The following is a 14329-nucleotide window of genomic DNA, read 5'->3' as shown; positions in this document are numbered from 1 at the left end:
ATTTGAAGGAAAAATATAAATTTTTTTGGGGAACTTTTTTGATGCTGCCTTTGAGACTTTTTTCGAATCTCAAAGGCAGGTTCTAACGCGCGGTACTCAATTACAAAGCGTTAAGTACATCCGCAAGTCGAGTGACAGCCGTCGTCAGTTCTTCTGGTGTGGCATTGGTAAAGTTAAGACGCAGAGCGGCTTTTACCTTGGAACCTTCCGGATAAAATACCGGGCTTGGCACCACAGCAACCCAGTTTTCGAGTAGAGTTTTCGCAAGTTCGAACGTGTCGCATTCTGGAATTTCGACCCAGACAAACATGCCACCATCGACAGGTTTTAGTACGCAACTTTCTGGCAGCTGCTTTTGCAGCTCAGCAAACATGACATCGTAACGCGATTTGTAAAGTGCGCAGATGGTTGAAATGTGTGTTTCGAAATTGTCATGCTGAAGTAGACCATGCAGCAATGCTTGCATAGGAAAACTAGAGTGCAGATCTGCACCTTGTTTGATTTTGATGAGTGGCTCAAGGTAACTGCGTTTGCCGGTTACCACACCAATACGCAAGCCTGGTGAGGCGATTTTGGAGAATGAACGCAGCACGATGGAGTGCTGCGGGCAGAAATCCGAAACCAGCGGCAGTGCTTCACCAGAAAAACGCAGCTCGCGGTATGGTGCGTCTTCAATGAATGCAACGTCGTATTGGATACAAAGCTCGGCAACTTTTTGGCGAGTCTCTAGCGCCCAGCATACGCCCGTTGGGTTGTGAAAATCGGGCACGGCGTAGAACATTTTTGGTTGCTGTGTGGAAAAGCATTGCTCGAGTTCTTCAAGGTTTGGGCCACACTCGGTTTGCGAAACGGTCACGATGTTGGCTTGAACTAAACCGAATACTTGCATGGCTCCAAGGTAGCTTGGCGCTTCCATCACCACTTTATCGCCCGGATTCACGTACGCACGCGCGATCAAATCTAGCCCTTGCTGAGAACCCGTTGTGATCATCGCCAAATGAGATTCTGGTAGCTGGTAATAATCGGTCAAAAAATTAAGTAGCGGTGCGTAGCCTGCTGTTGCGCCGTATTGAAACACCTCTGGCATGTTCGCGAGGTTTTCTAGCGTCGGTTTCATTAAGTCGATCGGGAAGGTTTTTTCGTCCGGTAAGCCACCCGCAAGAGAAATGACATTCTTATCGCTCGCTGCTGCGAGGATCTCTCGAATGTAGGATGACTTAGTTTGTTGTAATGACTGTGCGATTTCCATGTGCTGTGCTTCTCGTAATTGTCTTTTTTTATGTCAGAAATAGTATAGGTAAATTGCCAAGCTTGGTGTGTCCATTTATGCTGTTAAACATGCCCATTTATGCTATTTGAGCGAAAGTTTACTCCGTGAGCCATCAACAAGTTTCCAGAATCAATGACGTGCTGTTTTACATTCACCAGGACATTAGCAGAGATTTATCAGCTAAAGAGCTAGCGGACGTAGCAGCCTATTCTGAACAACACTTCCATCGTATTTTTAAAGATGTCGTGGGGGAATCCATCCATCAATATATCCGCCGTACCAGAATGGAATACGCCGCCAATCAACTGATGTTTGATACCGGCTCATCAGTGCTAGACATTGCTAACAAGTGTGGCTTTAACTCGGTATCTTCTTTTAGCCGAGCGTTTAAAGCGACGTTCGCTATGTCTCCTGGTGCATGGCGAAAGCATGATTTACAAGTCGCAGAAAAACCGTATTTGAAGGATCCGGAAGTGGCAGCGGGTTATCATCGGGTTGCGAAACGCGAGTTGCCAGAACCAAAAATTATAGAGGTCCCACAACGCTTTGCGGTGTATGTTCGACATGAGGGCTATAACCGTTCCATTCGCAATGCGTGGCTGATTTTGAAAGCGTGGGCAAGTTCTGAGAATCGGGACTTTTCGGTTCAATATGGTTTGCATCACTCCAACCCTGCTTGGGTTGAGCTCGACAAGTGTCGTTATGTGGCTTGTATGGCGATTGATAGGCCGCTCAAAGTACGCGGTGTCGTGAATCAAATGACGATTCCGGGTGGTTTACATGCTGTTTTTCGCTTAACGGGAGTATATGGTGAGCTTCTTCCTCAACTGAGTATGGTATTAGAGAAGTGGTTGCCTAACTCAGGCTTTAAGCAACGTTCCACGCCCGCTTATGTTCATTATCTTAAAAACCATTTCCTCAGCCATGATGAGGCGTTTGAGCTGGATTTCTATCTACCCATCAGTTTTTTCTAAGCATCAGAAACACGCGGCTTGGCGAAAAGAATGCAGTCGCATGGAACGAAAAGGCAGAGCCCAAAACAAGCGCTGCCTTATTTTTAGAATATCTTGATAGGTGGCTAGAAATTGGCATCCGTCTCAGCACCAGCCGATACCGTTAACTCACTTGTTACTTGATAAATACTGAAGGTTTCTCCGGCGACAATACCTTCTTCAGAGTCATCATTTGCAGTGCAGGTATAGCCAACCGAGTAGGTGCCGGGTTCTACAAAACCAAACTCGTATTCGTAATTAACTTGCTCCATATCTGGAACCACGTTGGCTGCTGCAATTGGTGTGGCTTTCCCGTCTTCGCCAGCAAATGGCCCCATGTCCTCTTTGGCGACGCTGCCTTCATATAAGTAAACGGCGTGCGCATAGTCGTTTGCACTGGACGTATCAATTTCGCAATCCGCATAGGTTTGTGAGGCGACATCGCCCTGAATTTCACCTGTCGTAACGGTGTTTATCAAGGTCACCGAAGTGCGTTGAATACTGTACCCTTCGTTTTGACCCGTTCCGTCTTTTAAGCCTCGACGCAGATCAAACTCGACTACGAATTCATTGTTATCAGGATTAACCGCAAAGGTGTTATTAAAGAACAATACCCCAGAGTTAGGCTCTTTACCCACGCCTTGAGGACAAGCACCATCGCCTTTGACGGTCAGTGGGATTTGATTTCCTGTTGCTTCGTCAATCACATACGATGGGTAGTCGGGGTGATCGCCATCATTGGCAAACACACACAACTTGTAGTTGCCAGAAGGAATCACTTCATCTTCAACCAGCTCTTGAACATCACTGCCTTGATAGTTGAGCAAGTTAACACTCAACGGCAGAGGATCTTCACCATCAGGAATTGGATCGCCGTTTTCATCCACGTAATTGCCTTCTTCATCGGTTTTATACACCTCAAAAATTTGTGGTGATCCGCCATCAAGAGGAAGGAAAGCAACTTTGCTGTAAGTGATGACCACTTCGGAAACGTCGTCTATAGGCGCATCAGAGACGGATAGAGTGACAGGGGTTGTCGTGGTGATGGTATTACTGTCAGAGTTACAGCCAAAGAGCGCTACTACCACCGCTGCACCAACTAGGCTGAATTTTATGGTGTTCATTGGGGTTACCTTCTTAGTGGGAAGTCTATTAAATGTAGTAGAAAATGATGAGATTTTGCGCAGGAGACGGGGGCTTTTGAATACCAAGTAGTTAAGATATTGTAAATTAAATACGTTGCGTAAAAGTGTGGTCAACTCGACGATATCACCCCGAATGAAGTGCTATGGTTAATATTGTCTTGCTTAAAAAATAAGCAAGACAAACATCAATAACGCCACTCAAGAGGTCTCTATGTTAGGTGAAAATCACTCATTAACCCATGAATTTCCGGAACATTTGGATACCATCACTCAGCTTAGCCAAAACGATGCATCATTTGCTGAAAACGTTAAAAACTACAACGCACTCGATAAGGAGATTCGTGTATTAGAGCTGCAAGGCAGCCCGATAGACGACCACGCCATGAATGTGCTCAAGCATAATCGAGCGGAGCTAAAAGACTGGCTGCACTCCCGAATTATGGGTTCTTAACCAAGCAATGAGTATCGGCTCGTATCAACGAGCCGATTTTAGAAGAGGGAGGGGCCAACAAATTAACGAGTTGTAGTTGTCAACGATTCGGATACCACAAGATCTTGCTTCTTCCGTACTTTTATCTGCGACAGAATCACGCCGGAGATAACCATCAAGCCGCCGATAATATGGTACACATGAACCTCTTCACCGAGCAGTGTTGACGCTAAGGCGACAGAGACCACAGGCATTAAGTTCATGAACATGGCGCTGGAGTCTGCGCCAATCAAATCTATTGCTTTTACCCACATCAATGGAGCGAAAATAGACGCTGCGATACCAGCATAAGCGATCAGTGGAAGCGCCTCTTGGCTAGGAAGCAGTTGTTCGCTTGAAAGCCACAGTGGAGTCAGCATGATGACAGAGAAGAAGCCTTGCATGTAAACCAATGTTAGGCTGTTAAATGGCATCTTCCAACGCTTTAAAAGCACACAGTATGCGGCATAAACTAACGCGGCCAGTAACATTAAGCTGTCGCCTTGTGTCATATCTTGATGCAAGAAGTAGGTGACGTCACCGTGCCCAAGCATAAATGCTAAACCACCAAGTGAAATTACCCCACCGACAATGCTTAACATAGAAACCGATTTACCCAATAGAGGGACGCTTAAAAACACGCTAATCAAAGGCACCAATGACGTGATAAGTGCCATGTTTGAAGCCGTTGTAGTTAAGCCTGCGTAGTAGCCTAACGACTGGTTAAGTACCATGCCGAGTAGGGCTAAAAATGCCAGTTTAGTAAGGTATGGACGAATTACATGACGCTGTTTGATTACGGCTGGCAAGCAAAATGGCGTTAGAAGAACCATCGCAACAAACCAACGATAGAAGCTCATTGCGCTAGGTTCAATCGTGCTTGCCGCCATTTTGTTTACGATAGAATTTCCACCCCAAATCATGACAGTAAAAAACGGAAGCAAATAAACCATGAGAACCTCATCGCACAATAATTGATGGCGCTAGTCTGACAGGTCTTTATAATGAAAAGTATCTCTTAAAAGACATCGTAAGCGATAGGAAGACAATTTTGAAAAAGAGTGCGAGAAATCTTCATCCTTCATTATCAATTGATCGTGCGCCATCGGATGTTTTTATGAATTTTGAAGCGTTTCTTTCCAACACGGAAACCCGGATTCATAGCCATCCTTGGGGGCAAGTGCAGCTGATCAGCGGTGGGATTTTGGAAATGGATGCGGAGGACACACGATTTTTAGCGCCACCTCATTTGGCAATTTGGGTGCCAGCGGGCATTCGTCATACCAGCTACAACCGAAAACCAATCGAATATTGCTCATTGAATATTGCACCAGAGCTGACGGCACATTTTCCAACCAAAACCAGTTTAATCAAAGTCACCCCCATCGTTTCTGCCATCATTGAGGACTTTCGTCAGCGTGACATTAACGTAGCGCAGAGCGATGAAGACAAACGCTTGGTGCGAGTGTTGTTGGATCAACTGGCGAAACAAGAAGTGGAACATCACTTTTTACCGACAACCGACAACAAATATCTTCAGCCAATCTTAAAAGCGGTAGAAGAATCGCCAACCGATGAAATCAGCTTGGCGGAGTGGGCGGCAAAAGTGCATACCACAGAGCGCACGTTAGCGAGACATTGCCAGAGTGAGTTAGGAATGAGCTTTACTGAGTGGCGTTTACGTGTGCGGTATTTGCACTCGATGGAGTTGCTACGCAAAGGGCAAACCGTAAAAGAAGTCGCGCTGACGTTAGGTTACAACCAAGCCAGCCCTTTTATCGCGATGTTTAAGAAATACTCCGGCATGACACCGGAGCAATATAAGAATCGCTTGTTATAGCTGAGCGAGGACGTAATCCAGACCACCCACAACAGCAGCGACTTGTGCATCATTGCACTCTTCGTCCGTTACTTTCGGGCTGTCTGGATAAACTTCTGTGGTGGTGCCGTAAACGCAATTTGTTACGCCGCCACACAGACCCAGTTTCACCATTGGGTAGTTGATAACGCCAAATTGTACGACTGGGGAACCAATGATCTCGCCGTGTTCATCTGCTGGTGCAATGTGAGTCACTTTTGCAACCGACTCAATGACTGCCTTTTGGAAGTCAGGTTGAGGGTTTTCAGTATCTCCCACGGTGTAAAAGCCATCTGGGATCATACCTTCAATGTACTCAATACCATCACGAGCAGCTAAGGCAGGACGGAACTCAGTTTCGTCAGAATCTGTCGTCTCGTGCAAATCAATGTGCATTAACACGTCGCCCAATGTCGATACGAGCTTGATCAAGTTGGCTGACTCTTCCGCTGGGCTATCTGTATAGAAAGAGCGGTTTGGATCAATCGCGTTTGGATTCCAACGGTTGATCACTTCGTAACCCCATGGGCTCACGCAGGGTGCCACTACAATATTGAAGTGCTCTGCGTAATGCTCTGCTTCTGTTTTTACGAATTTTAGCGCGCCGTGTACGCCGCTGGTCTCGTAGCCATGCACACCGCCAGTTACAAGAACAATCGGTTTTGCTGAGTCCCAGTTACGTGTTTTAATGCAAAACAGTGGGAAGCGAGCTTGGTCGTAAGAAAGCGCACCATATTGTTCCACATCGAAACGGTCGCGTAGCGCATCAATTTTGCTGACTACTTCTTCTTGGTAGCGGCGTTTTACTTCGCGCTGTGCGAGCCACGCTTTGCGTTCTGCTTCGCCCCAAGGTTGGCCTGGGGTACCGATTGGGTAAGAGTATCCGCTTTTCATCTATACTTTTTCTTTTGTGTGCTGAAAGGTATGACAAGACTAGACCTGTCTTATCTTATCGGCAATACAAAATACCAATTGTGACGGTATTCTTTGCAAAATCATCACTTTGCCAAGGGGTTTAATGGTGTTACATTTTGTTACTTACTCAATTTCATATAAGAGATAAAAAATGGCTGGAGCAAGTTTACTCACACTGTTGGATGATATTGCCGCGGTATTGGATGATGTTGCGTTGATGTCAAAAATGGCGGCAAAGAAAACCGCAGGTGTATTGGGTGATGATTTAGCGTTAAACGCTCAGCAGGTCTCGGGTGTCGCATCTGAGCGAGAAATTCCAGTAGTTTGGGCGGTGGCCAAAGGTTCATTTAAAAACAAACTGATTTTGGTGCCTTCTGCATTATTGATTAGCGCAATTATTCCTTGGTTGATCATGCCATTGCTACTAATCGGCGGTTTGTTTCTCTGTTTTGAAGGGGCTGAAAAAGTACTCGAAAAACTGTTTCCACACTCACATCCCCATGAAGAAAAAGAAGAGCTTGTGGATACGGGCGAGTCGTTAGAGGATTACGAAAAGCGAAAAGTTGCAGGTGCGATTCGAACCGATTTTATTCTCTCAGCGGAAATTATTGTGATTGCGTTGGGCACCGTGACTGGGGCGAGTCTTGTGACGCAAATCTTAGTGGTGAGCTTAATTGCGGTCATCATGACCATTGGTGTTTATGGCTTAGTAGCAGGCATCGTGAAATTGGATGACTTGGGCTTCTACCTTGAAATTCGCTCAAAAGGTAAGGGCTGGATGGCGAAAGTTGGCAGTGCTTTAGTTGCTTTTGCACCAAAGCTGATGAAGTTGTTAACGATTGTGGGAACTGCTGCGATGTTTTTAGTCGGTGGCGGGATTGTAGTGCATAACGTGCCAGCCATTCACCACTTTGTAGAACCGATTATTATGAACTTTAGTGGTCATTCGGTTGCTACAGCGATTCTGCCTATTTTGCTTAACGGCATTATCGGTTTTGTAGCGGGTTTGATTGTGGTTGCTGTATGGACGGTGGTAGAAAAGCTTCGCGGTAAATAATCCACATATAAAATGAAAAAGGGCCATGCTGTCTCTAATGCGGAGAACGTCATGGCCCTTTTTTATGCACGTTATTTGCGTGAAGCGATTACTTCACTTTCCACTCAATTTGTTCGTTTGCACGAATAGGCACAACGATGTCGTTGCCAAATGGCATAGATTCAGGAACATCCCAAGCCGATTTTTCTAGCGTCACCGTATCTGCGTTGCGCGCAATACCGTAAAAATCAGGACCGTTGAAGCTTGCAAACGCTTCCAAGTTTTCCAACTTGCCTTCTTTTTCAAAGACTTCTGCATAAAGTTCTAGCGCCGCGTGCGCAGTGTAAGAACCTGCACAACCGCAAGCCGATTCTTTCGCGCCTTTTGCATGCGGAGCGGAGTCGGTACCTAGGAAAAACTTCTTGCTACCGCTGGTTGCGGCTTCGATTAGGGCTTGCTGGTGGGTGTTGCGCTTTAGAATCGGTAAGCAGTAGAAATGAGGCTTAATGCCACCGACAAGCATGTGATTGCGGTTGAAAAGAAGGTGGTGAGCAGTAATGGTAGCGGCAACATTATCAGACGCGTTGTTAACGAACTGTGCTGCGTCGGCGGTGGTGATATGTTCTAGAACGATTTTAAGATTAGGGAAGTCATTAACGATAGGAGCGAGGACGGTATCAAGGAATTCTTTTTCTCGGTCGAAGATATCAACGTGGTGATGAGTGACTTCTCCATGAACCAAAAGCAACATCCCGACTTCTTCCATGGCTTCGAGAACGTGGTAAATGTTCTTCGCATCGGTCACACCAGAATCTGAGTTAGTCGTTGCACCTGCAGGGTAAAGCTTCGCTGCGACAATTTTACCGGTTGCTTTTGCTGCGCGAATCTCTTCTGGCGTGGTGTTATCGGTTAGGTAAAGCGCCATCAGAGGTTCGAATTGTTCGCCGTGCTGCTCTTTCAGAATTCGATCGCGGTAGGCAAGTGCCATTTCGGTATTGGTAACAGGTGGGACGGTGTTTGGCATGATCAGCGCGCGGCCATTGTAGCGGCTGATATCGCGAACGGTGTCTTTTAGAACTTCACCATCGCGTAAGTGAACGTGCCAGTCGTCAGGACGAGTAATAGTCAGTGTTGTCATTAATTGCTCCCACCATTGAAAAGTTGTCTGATTGGAGCCTAAACGCTGCATTTGCCTTTTGGAGCAAACGCTTGCGCTTAGGCGACAGGATGATAGAGGAATTGCCCTCACATTTCATCCCATTTTTCACTTTTCTACAGAGTAGGAGTGTAAGTGGTTACTTCATCGTTAACCAAAGTGCGTGAATCGTACCTGGCAGGAAGAAGAAGAAAGTTAGGATCAAGTTGATGAAGAAGTCTTTATTCAGACCTTTTTCCATGTAAACCGCTACCGGTGGAAGAAAGATACACAGCAAAATTAGAATCAGTTTTTTTGTATCCATGGGTAAAGCTCCAAGTCAATGAATGGATGTCGTCAAAAATATGGCGCATTATGTGTTTTGTATCACACTTTATCAAATGGTATTTGGTCAGAGCAGTGTTAAAAAATGTGAATTCTGAGTGTAGTAAAGGCATCTCAGTAAATCCAAGTCGTTTTCTCTCTTAAAGGTTTGATTTTGGGATAAATGCTAATGCGTGAATCTGCATCTTAATGTCATTTAGGTATACAATACTGCAACAATTAAAGATCACCCGTAGGAAGAAGGCTATGTCGCAACCCGTTTTATCCCAAATCAATGTTTTTCCGGTTAAATCAGTCGGAGGTGTGTCGCTTTCGTCCGCATGGGTAGAAAAACAAGGGTTGAGTTTTGACCGTCGTTTTATGATCGCCAAAGCCGATGGTTCGATGATCACTGCGCGAAAGTACCCGCAAATGGTAACCGTGAAATCAGCGTTGCTTGCCGATGGGGTGGTGTTCAGTAGCTTGGGAATGGAACCACTTAAAATCCGTTATCAAGATTTCAAAATGCAGGAAACACCCGCAACAGTTTGGAAAGATGCCTTCACCGCTTACACGACTACCGATGATGCGGATGATTGGTTTAGTCAGGTATTAGGACAGCGCGTAGAGTTGCTTTTTAGCGGTGAACAATCCAATCGTGTCCGTGAAAGCCTGGGACAAAATGTGAGTTTTGCTGACGGCTATCCAGTGTTGGTGATCAGCCAAGCTTCGCTAGAGGAATTGAACAAAAGAAGTTCTGAGCAACACTCCATGGATCAGTTCCGCACAAACTTAGTCGTATCTGATACTAAGCCATTTGAAGAAGATTCTTGGAAGCGCATCCGAATAGGGGAAGTGGAGTTCGAATCTCTCAAACCTTGTGAGCGTTGTATTCTTACCACGATCAATACTCAACGTGGCACTTTCCGTGAGAGCAAAGAACCGCTCAAAACGTTGCAACAGTTCCGCGCCAATGAACGAGGTGGTGTGTTCTTTGGACAAAACCTTGTGGCGCGCAATGAGGGCATTATTCGCCAAGGCGATAAAGTTGAAGTGCTCGAATATAAGGAGCCGGAATTTTATCCGGACAACTCACCTGTGCGAATGACGCTGACGTGTGTTGAGCGTGAAGAGATTGCTCAAGATTTCGTGACCTTATGGCTAGAACCGAGCAAAGGTTCTTTACCAAACTACTTACCGGGCCAACATTTGCCGATAGAGGTGGATATCAATGGTAAGAAAATTGGTCGTCGATATACCTTATCGTCTAGCCCATCTCGCCCTGGTCGCTATGCTATCTCCGTTAAGCGTATTGCGGGTGGCCGCGTGTCGAATGCCTTGTTAGACAACCTACAAGTCGGTGATGTATTAGAGGCAGAAAACCCAGATGGTCAGTTCCACCTTAAAACGCATGATGCGCAGCCGCTACTATTGCTGTCGGCGGGCAGTGGTGTTACTCCAATGCTGTCGATGGTGCGCTATCTTGCAGATCACAATCAACTGAATGACGTGGTGTTTTACCATCAATGCCGTACTGAGCACGATATTCCATGTCGTTCAGAGTTAGAGCAATTAAAACGCGAACATTCAGGGCTGGAAGTGAAAATCTGTTTAACGCAACCAGCGGTGGATTGGTTTGGTCTTAAAGGGCGTTTAAGTCTGTCTCATATCAAGCAAATCAAAGACGTTGAACAACGACAAGTGTTTGTTTGTGGGCCTGATGGTTTCATGCAAAAAGCAAAAAACTTATTGTTGAAGAAAGGTTTGCCAGAGGCACATTATCATCAAGAAGCCTTTGGTGTTTCTGCTGTGGAAGCAAGACCAGAAAAAGAGGTTGAGATTGAATTCAATGGCTTGAAGATCCAAGGCAACAATCAAAAAACGCTTTTGGATCAGATTGAAGATGCAGGGAAAGTAGTGAGCAATAGCTGTCGTGCTGGCTTGTGCGGTGCGTGTAAGGTACAGCTCACATCAGGACAAGTTCATCACCCAGATGTACCAGCCTTGACAGATGAAGAACGCGCAATGGGAACGGTATTGGCGTGTTGCGCGATTCCAGAAACGGATGTCACGGTAACGGAATAACCGAGAAGGTGCGGCCACTAACCAACAAAAAACGCTGCTAATTTTAGCAGCGTTTTGAGTTTTAAAAGCGAGCAAAAAAGATCACTTAGTCGTAAATCGTTGGGATTGGCTGACGCTTGTGCTGAGTTGCTTTGTAAATCGAAACCAAACGATCGACAACTTGTTGAGAAACTGGCTTACCTTCTAAGAAGTCGTCAATTTGCTCATAAGTTAGGTTTAGTGCATCTTCATCTGCTTTCTGCGGTGCCAGTTCTTCTAGGTCTGCGGTTGGCACTTTCTTCACTAACACCTCTGGCGCGCCCAAAGTTGCGGCTACTTCGCGCACTTGACGTTTGTTCAAACCAAACAGAGGGGCAAGGTCACACGCGCCATCACCAAATTTGGTATAGAAACCAGTGATGTTTTCTGCAGAGTGGTCAGTACCTAACACCAAGCTACCGACGTAACCAGCGATCTCGTATTGAGCGATCATACGAGCACGTGCTTTTACGTTACCTTTTACAAAGTCTACTTTTGCCGCGTCTTCTGGCATTAGCCCTGTGCCTTCTAGTGCAACATTAGAAGCGGCATGCATACCATCAACACCTTGTTTGATGTTCACAGAGACTGAATGCGTAGGTTTAATGAATGACAACGCCAATTGCGCTTCATCTTCGTCTTTTTGCTCACCGTAAGGCAGACGTACTGCGATAAACTGGTAATCGTTGCTGCCAGTTTCTTCGTTAAGTTGGTCTACAGCAAGTTGGGCAAGGCGACCTAACGTGGTTGAGTCAACACCGCCACTGATGCCAAGCACAAGTGACTTACAACCTGCTTCTTGTAGCTTGCGCTTAATAAAAGCAATACGGCGTTCAATTTCGAAATGCGGGTCAATTGACGGCAATACACGCATTTCGTCACGGATGGATTGTTCCATTTAGGGTTCCTTTTCCTGCAAATATCTTAGACACAAAAACTGCTTCGAGTGGTCATTCACCAAAGATCAAACAGTGTGACGTCGTTATCGAGCTAAAATGGTGATAAACCATTCAATTAAGGCTCGTAAACGTCGCTTTAGTGTCAAAAGCTCTAAAGATTAGTAGTATCATACCGAATTCATCAGATTAGAAAACTCTCTTCAACCAGGTAATCACCGGATATGAAAAAAATCGCCATTTTTGGTAGCGCATTTAACCCTCCTAGTTTAGGTCACAAGAGCGTTATCGAGTCTCTGAGCCACTTCGATCTCGTGCTACTCGAGCCTAGCATTGCACATGCATGGGGCAAGAATATGTTGGATTACCCAATTCGGTGCAAACTGGTTGATGCCTTTATCAAGGACATGGGGTTTTCTAATGTTCAGCGCTCTGAGCTAGAGCAAGCTTTGTACCAACCGGGACAAAGTGTGACGACCTATGCGTTATTAGAAAAAATTCAAGAAATCTACCCAACTGCCGATATAACTTTTGTCATTGGTCCGGATAATTTCTTCAAATTTGCTAAATTTTATAAGGCGGAAGAAATTACGGAACGTTGGACTGTCATGGCGTGCCCAGAAAAAGTTAAAATCAGAAGCACGGATATCCGCAATGCACTCATAGAAGGCAAAGATATCAGCACCTATACGACACCAACTGTCAGTGAACTGTTGCTCAACGAAGGCTTATATAGAGAAACATTATCTGGTAAATAAGAGGTCGGTTTTCATGGTCAGAGTAGCCGTATTTAGTGCATGTGCGCTGCTTGTGGTGACGCAAGCTAACTCCGCATGTAACTATCTTTCTGATCGCTCCGTGGTGTTTGAAGACAACACCATGCCCATCTGTGAAGAAATTTTTGATACTGTTGGTGTGCTTAGTACCGATACCTTAGATTGGTATGCTGCTGAAGCGACAGCAGAAGGACCAACAGAAAACTACTGGGAAGAGTGGGCAATCAAATCGCAAGACATTCCGTTTCTTACTCAAAACGTAGACAAAAACTATTTTGGTCTTGGTATTTGGATGCCAGAAGAGCTACGTGAAGAAGAAAACAAAATGACCACAGAAGAGTGGCTTCGCAGCCATGGTCTCATGTTCAGTATCGGTTTTGGTAATAAAGCTGATGGAGAGCCAAGAATGCGCTTCGACTATCGTTGGCACGAGTATTACGACGCCGACTGGATGATGCAAATTGAAGTGCCATTTTAGTTCATCGTTTTTCACCGAGCGTTCGATGTGTGTTGTACTTGGGATTACTTGGGGAAATATGTGACCCTACGTGAGGCAAAGAATAAGAAAAGGGCGTACCGCAAAGTACGCCCTTTTTGATCTTGTGTGAGTCTCGTGTGAGAAAACGCTATACACCGTTAACTTATAGCGCTTCACCAAACACTAGAAAGCAAAGCTGTTCGTATTCTTCTGTGTTGCCAGCAAACAAGTGCTCAACAATTTGAGATTCCTTTTTCCCAGACAATTTCATTTTTCTTGCTTCGCGCAGCGTAAGCACCAAACAAAGCTCTCTCGAAATGCGAGCTTCGCATCCTGGCTTCCACTGATTGATTGCTTGGCTGAGTGCCGAGTTTGATAGATTTGGTGAAATCGCCAGTACTTCGTGTTTAACCACAGCGAGCAAATCTAACTGGATATCAGAACGCGTCTCCGTCTTCGCCAACTTTTCAATTAAGGCTTTCAGCAAAATTGATGGTTTGATAAAACCGGCCTGTTGAGCAAATGCATCATTCAAACGCACAGAAAAATCACAACGATGGACATGAGTGTTAGGTAAAAAAGTGAGTGAGCTCAAACATCCTTGAGGAATCCAAAAATACTGGCCGGGTTCAATGGCATACTCTTGCTTACCCAATTTGATGATCGCTAATCCGCTTACGACAGACAGTAAACTGTGCTTTAGCGATTTTTTACGCGCGGCAACGTTCAGAAAAGGGTAATTAGCGTCGTGAAATTCAATAGCGTAGTTCATTATGATCACCAGTGTTTTTGGGGCGCTAAGGGTAACGCTAAACCTAAACGATTCCAACCAGCTAACCGTAATTTTTAGCATGAGAAATTGTAGCCTAACTGGTATGACCATGTTAAAAGTATGGGTTGAAATGCTGCGAGACAGCAAAACTATGCGTAAA

At 45.4% G+C, this 14329-nt stretch carries 15 protein-coding genes; 7 read left to right on the top strand and 8 right to left on the bottom strand.

Going from position 1 to position 14329, the window contains the following annotated elements:
• Positions 1-100 precede the first annotated feature (100 nt).
• Positions 101-1249 (bottom strand): PLP-dependent aminotransferase family protein, encoded by a 1149-nt coding sequence (locus OU793_RS10605; RefSeq protein WP_159404299.1) that lies wholly within the window; start codon positions 1247-1249, stop codon positions 101-103.
• A gap of 125 nt (positions 1250-1374) precedes the next feature.
• Here OU793_RS10605 and OU793_RS10600 point away from each other — a divergent pair, with 125 nt between their 5' ends.
• Positions 1375-2244 carry a GyrI-like domain-containing protein gene (locus tag OU793_RS10600; protein WP_140103210.1) on the top strand — a complete coding sequence of 290 codons (870 nt, stop codon included), beginning with the start codon at positions 1375-1377 and terminating at the stop codon, positions 2242-2244.
• 104 nt (positions 2245-2348) lie between these two features.
• Here the strand turns inward: OU793_RS10600 and OU793_RS10595 are convergent, their stop codons facing one another.
• A complete protein-coding gene (locus OU793_RS10595) occupies positions 2349-3386 on the bottom strand; it encodes a DUF4382 domain-containing protein (RefSeq protein WP_180793860.1) in 1038 nt (345 codons plus the stop codon).
• Positions 3387-3618: 232 nt separating this feature from the next.
• Here OU793_RS10595 and OU793_RS10590 point away from each other — a divergent pair, with 232 nt between their 5' ends.
• Positions 3619-3858, top strand: a complete 240-nt coding sequence (locus tag OU793_RS10590; protein WP_005479911.1) for a YdcH family protein — start codon at positions 3619-3621, stop codon at positions 3856-3858.
• Positions 3859-3920: 62 nt separating this feature from the next.
• Here the strand turns inward: OU793_RS10590 and OU793_RS10585 are convergent, their stop codons facing one another.
• Complete coding sequence (locus OU793_RS10585; RefSeq protein ID WP_140199502.1) at positions 3921-4829, bottom strand: DMT family transporter; 909 nt, start codon at positions 4827-4829, stop codon at positions 3921-3923.
• Between the two features lie 98 nt (positions 4830-4927).
• Between OU793_RS10585 and OU793_RS10580 the strand changes: the two genes are divergently transcribed.
• Positions 4928-5716 carry a helix-turn-helix domain-containing protein gene (locus OU793_RS10580; RefSeq protein WP_017447919.1) on the top strand — a complete coding sequence of 263 codons (789 nt, stop codon included), beginning with the start codon at positions 4928-4930 and terminating at the stop codon, positions 5714-5716.
• Here OU793_RS10580 and OU793_RS10575 read toward each other — a convergent pair.
• Positions 5711-6628: a M14 family metallocarboxypeptidase gene (locus OU793_RS10575; RefSeq protein ID WP_159404300.1), complete on the bottom strand. Its 918-nt coding sequence runs from the start codon at positions 6626-6628 to the stop codon at positions 5711-5713. The two genes, OU793_RS10580 and OU793_RS10575, sit on opposite strands and share 6 nt — an antisense overlap.
• A 172-nt stretch (positions 6629-6800) precedes the next feature.
• Here OU793_RS10575 and OU793_RS10570 point away from each other — a divergent pair, with 172 nt between their 5' ends.
• Entirely contained in the window at positions 6801-7706 is a 906-nt protein-coding gene (locus tag OU793_RS10570) for a DUF808 domain-containing protein (protein WP_005464288.1), read from the top strand.
• An 88-nt stretch (positions 7707-7794) separates the two neighbouring features.
• Here the strand turns inward: OU793_RS10570 and pyrC are convergent, their stop codons facing one another.
• Positions 7795-8823, bottom strand: a complete 1029-nt coding sequence (gene pyrC, locus OU793_RS10565; RefSeq protein WP_005480191.1) for a dihydroorotase — start codon at positions 8821-8823, stop codon at positions 7795-7797.
• A gap of 157 nt (positions 8824-8980) precedes the next feature.
• Entirely contained in the window at positions 8981-9145 is a 165-nt protein-coding gene (locus OU793_RS10560; RefSeq protein ID WP_005480188.1) for a YqaE/Pmp3 family membrane protein, read from the bottom strand.
• A gap of 266 nt (positions 9146-9411) precedes the next feature.
• On the opposite strand from OU793_RS10560, the gene OU793_RS10555 reads away from it, so the two are divergent.
• Entirely contained in the window at positions 9412-11229 is a 1818-nt protein-coding gene (locus tag OU793_RS10555) for a hybrid-cluster NAD(P)-dependent oxidoreductase (protein WP_062852185.1), read from the top strand.
• An 85-nt stretch (positions 11230-11314) separates the two neighbouring features.
• Here the strand turns inward: OU793_RS10555 and nadE are convergent, their stop codons facing one another.
• Complete coding sequence (gene nadE / locus OU793_RS10550) at positions 11315-12145, bottom strand: ammonia-dependent NAD(+) synthetase (protein WP_274647768.1); 831 nt, start codon at positions 12143-12145, stop codon at positions 11315-11317.
• Between the two features lie 222 nt (positions 12146-12367).
• Between nadE and OU793_RS10545 the strand changes: the two genes are divergently transcribed.
• Positions 12368-12901 carry a nicotinate-nicotinamide nucleotide adenylyltransferase gene (locus OU793_RS10545; protein WP_159404301.1) on the top strand — a complete coding sequence of 178 codons (534 nt, stop codon included), beginning with the start codon at positions 12368-12370 and terminating at the stop codon, positions 12899-12901.
• 13 nt (positions 12902-12914) lie between these two features.
• On the top strand, positions 12915-13397 hold the full coding sequence (locus tag OU793_RS10540; RefSeq protein WP_005480810.1) for a hypothetical protein: 483 nt from the start codon (positions 12915-12917) through the stop codon (positions 13395-13397).
• A 163-nt stretch (positions 13398-13560) separates the two neighbouring features.
• On the opposite strand, the gene OU793_RS10535 is transcribed toward OU793_RS10540, so the two are convergent.
• A complete protein-coding gene (locus OU793_RS10535) occupies positions 13561-14169 on the bottom strand; it encodes an AraC family transcriptional regulator (protein WP_005480809.1) in 609 nt (202 codons plus the stop codon).
• Between the last annotated feature and the right edge of the window lie 160 nt (positions 14170-14329).

Origin of the sequence: Vibrio sp. VP6 (genome assembly GCF_028823755.1) — a bacterium.
In the GTDB taxonomy this organism is placed as follows: domain Bacteria; phylum Pseudomonadota; class Gammaproteobacteria; order Enterobacterales; family Vibrionaceae; genus Vibrio; species Vibrio parahaemolyticus.
Note: the sequence above shows the minus strand (reverse complement) of the source record. Positions and strands in the feature narration are given on the sequence as shown.

Coding starts and splice junctions, on each gene's coding strand:
- OU793_RS10605 (WP_159404299.1), bottom strand. CDS start 1,249: ATGGAAATCGCACAGTCATTACAACAAACTAAGTCATCCTACATTCGA.
- OU793_RS10595 (WP_180793860.1), bottom strand. CDS start 3,386: ATGAACACCATAAAATTCAGCCTAGTTGGTGCAGCGGTGGTAGTAGCG.
- OU793_RS10590 (WP_005479911.1), top strand. CDS start 3,619: ATGTTAGGTGAAAATCACTCATTAACCCATGAATTTCCGGAACATTTG.
- OU793_RS10585 (WP_140199502.1), bottom strand. CDS start 4,829: ATGGTTTATTTGCTTCCGTTTTTTACTGTCATGATTTGGGGTGGAAAT.
- OU793_RS10575 (WP_159404300.1), bottom strand. CDS start 6,628: ATGAAAAGCGGATACTCTTACCCAATCGGTACCCCAGGCCAACCTTGG.
- OU793_RS10570 (WP_005464288.1), top strand. CDS start 6,801: ATGGCTGGAGCAAGTTTACTCACACTGTTGGATGATATTGCCGCGGTA.
- pyrC (WP_005480191.1), bottom strand. CDS start 8,823: ATGACAACACTGACTATTACTCGTCCTGACGACTGGCACGTTCACTTA.
- OU793_RS10560 (WP_005480188.1), bottom strand. CDS start 9,145: ATGGATACAAAAAAACTGATTCTAATTTTGCTGTGTATCTTTCTTCCA.
- OU793_RS10555 (WP_062852185.1), top strand. CDS start 9,412: ATGTCGCAACCCGTTTTATCCCAAATCAATGTTTTTCCGGTTAAATCA.
- nadE (WP_274647768.1), bottom strand. CDS start 12,145: ATGGAACAATCCATCCGTGACGAAATGCGTGTATTGCCGTCAATTGAC.
- OU793_RS10545 (WP_159404301.1), top strand. CDS start 12,368: ATGAAAAAAATCGCCATTTTTGGTAGCGCATTTAACCCTCCTAGTTTA.
- OU793_RS10540 (WP_005480810.1), top strand. CDS start 12,915: ATGGTCAGAGTAGCCGTATTTAGTGCATGTGCGCTGCTTGTGGTGACG.
- OU793_RS10535 (WP_005480809.1), bottom strand. CDS start 14,169: ATGAACTACGCTATTGAATTTCACGACGCTAATTACCCTTTTCTGAAC.